The sequence below is a fragment of the Chamaesiphon sp. OTE_8_metabat_110 genome, assembly GCF_031382685.1.
Taxonomy (GTDB): domain Bacteria; phylum Cyanobacteriota; class Cyanobacteriia; order Cyanobacteriales; family Chamaesiphonaceae; genus Chamaesiphon.
This window is the reverse complement of sequence record NZ_JANMZA010000301.1, coordinates 1-6,598: the sequence shown is the minus strand read 5'-3', so window position 1 is coordinate 6,598 and position 6,598 is coordinate 1. Positions and strand designations below refer to the sequence as shown.

Below are 6,598 nucleotides of genomic sequence, written 5' to 3'. Positions count from 1 at the left end.
ACAATTAAACAGATTGACCGTCGCACTAAAATATCTGGGGCACAGTGGAAATTTGAAAATGTTCCTCAAGTACTAGCCCATCGCTGTGCCTACCTTAACAGATTAATTAGCGATCGCTAAATAAAAAGTGGGATGCTCCCTGCGCTGTCTTCTTCGACATTTTGCAATAGATTTTTTAAAATTTGGCAGCATTCATTATTAATATCAACTTTTTGAATAATATATGCAATTTGACGAGAATCATAACTATCGTCACATGCCAGTAAATTACTCATCAGAATTTGAATTACATTTTTATTGTCTATGTCAATCTTACCTAATTCTTTGGCAATCTTAAATTGCTCCTCCTCATCGGCATCAAGTAGGTATGAATTCAATGTGTTTATAACTTCTGATTTTCCTTTTCCTATTTCGCCTAAGTATTCAATTGCTTTTTGTCGAACTTGTTTGTCTGTGTTACTCGTCAATTCAATCATTGCTTGAATGACTTCCCAATCGTTATATCCAATTTCTCGCAAACAACGAACAGCATCTCGACGGGTAGATTCATATGAGCTTGTATTAGCTAGTTTAGACAAGTATTTGATTAGGGATTGCCTATTAGTTTCTTCAAGGGCTGTTTTCACCAAATTATCGATAGTCATGGAGCTATGAAATGTAACTGTCAGCTCATTGTCAAGCTGAAATTCTATATATCCAAAATACCAATTTACTATTTGCTTTATAATTGATTCTGCTTGACTATAACTTCCAAACTCCGCTATTCCCAATGCTGCCATTACAAAAGCTTTGTACTTGTATAATTCATCGCAAGCATCGTTAAATGTAATTAATAATGATAGTGCGTACTCCTTGTCTTTTCTGAGTATTTTGTCTTGACCTAGCCATAGCAAATAGACTTCTTTCCATCGTGATTCAAACACTCGGTAGCTTGCATCTGGATGATTGGGACTATCGGGGAAGTGGTTTAAAAAAAGTGCCAATTATTTACACTTGTCGCGGCGAAATATTCCTGAAATGTCGGATGGTAAAAAGCATATACATCCTCCCCTGCTTCCTCTCCCACCACATTCAGCCAGCCCAAATTCTTCGCAGTAGGTAGTAAAGTATCCGATCGATCTGCCCATAACTCGCTGATTTCCGAAGTTGTAAAGCGAAACCGTCTGACTGCGCCATCATTAATCGGTTGTCGATTCAAACCCGCCTTTGCCAGTTCCCCCAGAGCTAGATCTAGTTCCTGTCTGAGTTTTACTTCGTCTTTAAACTCCGCCGCCTTCCAGTTATACAGATAATTCACAAACCCCCGATACAAATTAGCTTTTGTCTCTGGTAGAGCTTGGTTATCTTTTTCCCAAGACGCACACAATAGCGTCAACCGGAGCGGATTTTTTACCAAATCCTTAATCCGTTCCTTGCCTGGATCATCCAACTCAGTGCGAATCTGGGTAGCTACTGTTTCATTGTCGGCAAACCACTTGCCAATAAATTCTTTTACTTGGTCTTCACCCTTGCTCGTCTGATAACTATAGTCCAGCGTGCGATAGACATCAAAGCTATCGGTCAGAATATTACCACCCGCAGCAGTTTCCCACTGATCGATCCGACAAGTCATCACCACCCGCAAATTCTCCGCCCAAGCATCTCCCAAATCGCGATGAATCGCCGCCAAAGCATCGTCAGACATTTCATCCAAACCATCCAATAACAGCCACACACGCCCCTGCTGACGCAATCCTTTCTAGTCTTCCCAAGCCGCATCAAAGTTGTCTTCGCAAACTTTTTGCAGCCATTCATCCTGAAGATATGCTTGCAGTCGGCGATCTCCGACATCGGCTATCGATATCCACGCTACTACCAATGGTGCTGGTGGTTGTTGCTCCGCTTGCTGAATCAGCAATGCACCAATTTTAGTCAGGATGGTAGTCTTACCCGCACCAGGTTCGCCAATAATCACTATATGTTTGCCCCCAGCAGGTTTTCCTACCACATCGGCGAGAAATGCCTCATGCTCGAAGCGTTTGGTTTCGGTGTATTCGGTTTGATATAGCTGGGAACCCTGTTCTGGCGATGGTTCCTCGTTTACCTTGGGGCGTTCTTTCCGCTCGATCAGTCTCAATGGTACGTGAATATCATCGAGATTGCGGTTGGATTTGTTGAGGAGGCGGTTTGTGGTGAGGTGCTTTTGGGCTTGGAGGAGTTGGCGCGATCGATCGAGCCAGTTGATTTGGGGTGTAGCTTGCTGGATTGGGAGTATGAGAGTGGGAATTGATAGATTATCGATCGAGTTTTTCTCTTGCTTACACAGCCAATTCCGCGATTCCTGTTGCAGATCTTTCTGTAATGCGATCGCTTTGTTATCTATCCCCTCTGGTACGCCAAATTTTTTGTATAAACTGCCCAAGCGTTTTTTCAAAGTACCCGCTGCATCTACATTTAGATTGAGCTTTACGAGTAAGTCTCGATCGTTGACCATCCCGTTAAAGGTTGGAAATTTAGTTTTCAGAGTTGTTTTTTGGATGGTTGTCAGTTTTTTCTCAATGGCAATGAAATCGAGAAAATCTAACCAGTCACTATTCTCCATAAAACATTTACACCAAAATTTATACCAAAACTGATACCATTGGGGACTTTATCCAGCAAAGGTTTGAGCTTATTCTTGATTCATGGACAAAGAAGCCAGACGAAAACCGAAACAAACCGCGCTGCGGAACAGTAGAAGTTTTAAATGGTTGTCCGCCTGACCGAATCTAAAAACGTTTCTCAATTGTAAATCACATGAAAAATAAAATTTTCTCGGCGGCATTTGCGGCTTACATGGCTAGCCCTTTAGTCATAGTGCCCACAGTTGCCCTTGGAAGAGCAATCGCAATTAGTACCGTTGCAGATCCCGCATAGGCGAAGAATTTTACCAAGGTGAAAGACATTGCCAAAAAAGTTTGTGAACTGGGTGCTTGTTGGGCGATCGTCGAACGTGTTACGGAATATTTTACAACTTCCCAAGCTGTCCCAGAATTTCCCAACATGTTCTCTGGCAAAGGTTGTAGCACTATCCGCACGGGTGTCAGTGCTGTGAAGATCGGCGAGACGCGCACTATCGAAGAAGTTGAATCCAACTAAATCATCAGCCCCACAATTAGCGTGGGGCAATTTTTTTGCCGATCGACCAATCCGAAACCACAATTGTCATCTGAGTCAATACATCCAAGACAGCAAGAACGTGATAAGTTTCGGTGTTTCAATTCGTTAGGCTGTAAACATATTCGCTCTCAACCAAGGTAGCTAGCGATGAATATGACTTCAGAGCAAAATACAGACGAGCAGATTTATTAGATGATTGAGAAAATAGATTTCGATCGCACCTTCAGCCATCACATGGCAGAGGTTAACGGCGTAAAATTACACTTCGTCAGCGGCGGTACAGGTGAGCCAGTAGTCTTGCTACATGGTTTTCCGCAAACGTGGTACGAGTGGCACCGCATTATGCCCGCTCTCGCCGAACGCTACACCGTCATCGCGCCCGATTTGCGTGGAATGGGTGCTTCATCGAAACCAACGAGTGGATACGACCACCAAACCGTTGCTGAAGACATTTATCAACTCGTCCGTCACATCGGCTTGGGACGAGTTTCGATCGTCGGGCATGATGTCGGCGCACCCGTTGGGTATGCGTATGCCGCCGCTCACCCTGATGATGTTCGTCGGTTAGTGATGATGGAAGGGGCACCGCAAACGGTGGAATCCGGCGGTTATTGGCACATGGGATTTCATGCCGAGCCGGACATTGCTGAGTCGCTAATCGTGGGGCGCGAGCGGATGTATCTTTCTTGGTTTTATCGAAGGTTCGGCTATAACCAGGCGGCTTTTACCGAGGACGATCTTGACGAATATGTGCGGTGGTATTCGGCTGTCGGGGCGATGCGATCGGCACTTCAATATTATCGTCATGCACAACAAGACTTTGCTCAAAATAAAGAAAGTCAAAAGCAGAAACTTACCATGCCTGTGCTCGCGATTGGCGGCGAGCATAGTTTGGGTAGCTACGTCGAGATGATGATGCAAGATTTCGCCTCAAACATTCGCGGCAGCGTCATTAAAGATTGTGGTCACTGGATTGCAGAGGAACAGTTGGAAGAATTAACGCGCCAGCTTCTCGCTTTCTTGAGTGAATAAGTACATTGAAAATCACGATCGTTTACACACCATAAAATTTCAAACGTAAAAACATCATGAAACCAACCATTTTAGTAGCAGGCGGAACGGGTAATCTCGGCGGACGCATCATCAAAGCCTTAATCAAAAGGGGTGCAGAAGTTCGGGCGATCGTCCGTAACGGTAGTGAGCCAGAAAAAATTGCCAAACTGACCGAACTCGGTGCGAAAGTAATTACTGTCGATATGTCGGATGTCGCTCAACTCAAACAAGCTTGCCAGGGCGTATCCTGTGTGGTTTCGGCTTTAGCCGGACTACACGATGTCATCGTTGACTCCCAAATTAAACTGCTCGACGCTGCGATCGCCGCAGGTGTCCCGCGCTTTATTCCTTCGGATTATTCTTCTGATTTTACCAAACTACCCGCAGGCGAAAACCGAAATTTCGATCTCAGAAAAGAGTTTCATCAATATTTAGATAAATCACCGATCGCTGCTACTTCGATCTTGAATGGAGCTTTTGCCGATATTTTGAGCTATGGTACGCCAGTTTATAACGTGAAAAATTATAGTGTTGGCTACTGGGGCGATAAGTCCAACTGGAAAATCGACTTTACAACGATGGACGATACGGCTGATTATACTGCTGCCGCTGCGATCGATCCCTCAACTCCCCGAATCCTACGGATTGCTAGTTTCCAAATTAGCCCGAATGAATTGGTTTCTGTTGGCGCAGAAGTTAAAAAACAAGAATTTAAACTTATCGAAATGGGAAGTATGGAAGATTTTTCCGCCTCAAACAAACAAGAACGATCGGCTCACCCTGAAGGTGAAAAAGAATTGTATTCAAGTTGGCAGGGTAAGCAATATTTGTACAGTATGTTTAGCGTTCAAAATACACCACTAGATAACGATCGCTATCCCGATGTTCGGTGGACAAACGCGATCGACGTGCTTTCAAAAATAGGCTGAGTTCAACAAATTTCTTAGCTAGCAAGAGTTTGAAGCATGACTATTGTTGGAGAAGATAAAATATCTATCAATTATTACCCTCGATCGTGCCTACCAATCATCGATAATTTTGAACGATCAAGATAGTAATAACGCGACGAATTTCAATTCCAAAATTAACTACTCAATTAGATAGATGGTTTATAAATTCAAGTAAGATATGATCGAGAACAGATATGGAAATTGGCATTTTTAAACAATAAAACTTACACCAAATTTAACTTAGAGACGATTGATAGAGCTAGTTAGACGACGGTGATGCAATTCCTCAGCAAATAAAAGGTGAATCGATCGATGTTGAAGCAAAAAATTGGTCGATTTTTACTAACGGTAGTATTGGTAAGTACGGCATTATCTTCGGTTGCGGCGGATTGGAATACGGGGCACCTTTTTAATGATGATTGGCCACCTCATGCTAGGTTTCACGACTTTTCATTGCTTCAGTTGTTATGCGGCGTTTGTGTCCTGGGGCTATGGCTGCTATGGCGGCGATCGCCGGAACCCGAAATTGGCGTTAGGGTCGCCGCCTTAATCCCAATCATCTATCGGAGTGCTTTTTTCTACACTACATTTTTAATACCAGGAACCTCCCTCAGTGTTTATCCTGGCGAAGCTCCACCCCAAATCCTTGGTATTCCATTCTACCCCAGCGTTCTTTTTTCTTTAGTTAGCATCATTCTGGCAATTGTGGGTTACTGGCTCTTTCGTTCTGGCACTCAACAGTGCCAAAAGCTTCGAGAGCGTCCGCTCCATCAGGCTCGGCGCAATCGTTGACGAGCAAGATCCAATTGGGCCAGCGGCGATCGAAGATATGAAGCGGGTACACAGTGCTGCTCCCGCCGCAATAGTATTCGAGGGTGGGCGGTGCGTATGGCTGTCTGGCGATGCCGCCAGGGGCAAGTTTGAATCAATCGACGGTCGCTCGCTCGATGCCACCGCATTTTCCACGTTCGATACCGCGAGCCTCCATGCCGCCACTGGGGCACCGGATATCCGCTTCGACCTGGTGAATGGTGAATCGTCCAGCCGCTGCCGAGGCAGTGAGGCGGCGACTGAGATCGTCGTCGAGATCGAGGGCGAAGCCGATGGTCGAACGGAGAATTCGCGATCGACCCTAGAGTTCAAGCATGGCACAGCCTCACTCACGGGTCTGAGCATCGTACTTTTACTCGCGTCGGTATTGGGACTAAACGATCGTGTTCCTGCCCGCCCTGGGCTGTACCTACCCGAACTACTCTCGGATAGCAAATGGTTCCTGGATGAACTCCGCAGCGCGGGAGCGACTATCTCCGAAGACTCTAAGTAACCGCTTCGATCGGGCGGTTACTTAGAGTCGAATTTTGACATTTTTTCTGAAGCCGACCTTACCCGCCTTGAACGATCGTACCGCCGAAGATACTGCGATTTATTTGTGGGGTGAAAATGCTGTAGGGAAATCC

General features: G+C 45.1%; 8 protein-coding genes and 1 pseudogene. 6 read left to right on the top strand and 3 right to left on the bottom strand.

Annotated features, from left to right (window positions below; genetic code table 11):
- Window positions 1-120 (top strand): annotated as a pseudogene (locus tag RMO52_RS10935) (ISKra4 family transposase); the annotation flags it as partial.
- Here RMO52_RS10935 and RMO52_RS10930 read toward each other — a convergent pair.
- Genes RMO52_RS10930 through RMO52_RS10920 form a run of 3 tightly spaced genes read right to left on the bottom strand, consistent with a single transcriptional unit; the run spans window position 117 to window position 2,581 of the window.
- Window positions 117-983, bottom strand: coding sequence for a HEAT repeat domain-containing protein (locus RMO52_RS10930; RefSeq protein WP_310413937.1), 867 nt, complete (start codon window positions 981-983; stop codon window positions 117-119). The pseudogene RMO52_RS10935 and the gene RMO52_RS10930 overlap by 4 nt on opposite strands.
- The gene (locus RMO52_RS10925; protein ID WP_310413934.1) at window positions 968-1,714 is read right to left on the bottom strand and encodes a hypothetical protein; all 747 of its coding nucleotides are present in this window, start codon (window positions 1,712-1,714) and stop codon (window positions 968-970) included. The genes RMO52_RS10930 and RMO52_RS10925 overlap by 16 nt, the downstream gene beginning before the upstream one ends.
- A 24-nt stretch (window positions 1,715-1,738) precedes the next feature.
- Entirely contained in the window at window positions 1,739-2,581 is an 843-nt protein-coding gene (locus tag RMO52_RS10920) for a hypothetical protein (protein ID WP_310413931.1), read from the bottom strand.
- Window positions 2,582-2,913: 332 nt separating this feature from the next.
- Between RMO52_RS10920 and RMO52_RS10915 the strand changes: the two genes are divergently transcribed.
- From RMO52_RS10915 to RMO52_RS10895, 5 genes are all read left to right on the top strand, one after another.
- Window positions 2,914-3,117 (top strand): hypothetical protein, encoded by a 204-nt coding sequence (locus RMO52_RS10915; RefSeq protein ID WP_310413928.1) that lies wholly within the window; start codon window positions 2,914-2,916, stop codon window positions 3,115-3,117.
- Between the two features lie 213 nt (window positions 3,118-3,330).
- Window positions 3,331-4,170 carry an alpha/beta hydrolase gene (locus RMO52_RS10910; RefSeq protein ID WP_310413925.1) on the top strand — a complete coding sequence of 280 codons (840 nt, stop codon included), beginning with the start codon at window positions 3,331-3,333 and terminating at the stop codon, window positions 4,168-4,170.
- Between the two features lie 56 nt (window positions 4,171-4,226).
- A complete protein-coding gene (locus tag RMO52_RS10905) occupies window positions 4,227-5,120 on the top strand; it encodes an SDR family NAD(P)-dependent oxidoreductase (RefSeq protein WP_310413922.1) in 894 nt (297 codons plus the stop codon).
- A 333-nt stretch (window positions 5,121-5,453) separates the two neighbouring features.
- Window positions 5,454-5,933 carry a DUF6640 family protein gene (locus RMO52_RS10900; protein WP_310413919.1) on the top strand — a complete coding sequence of 160 codons (480 nt, stop codon included), beginning with the start codon at window positions 5,454-5,456 and terminating at the stop codon, window positions 5,931-5,933.
- Complete coding sequence (locus RMO52_RS10895) at window positions 5,845-6,465, top strand: hypothetical protein (protein WP_310413916.1); 621 nt, start codon at window positions 5,845-5,847, stop codon at window positions 6,463-6,465. Before RMO52_RS10900 ends, RMO52_RS10895 begins: the two co-directional genes overlap by 89 nt.
- Window positions 6,466-6,598: the final 133 nt, after the last annotated feature.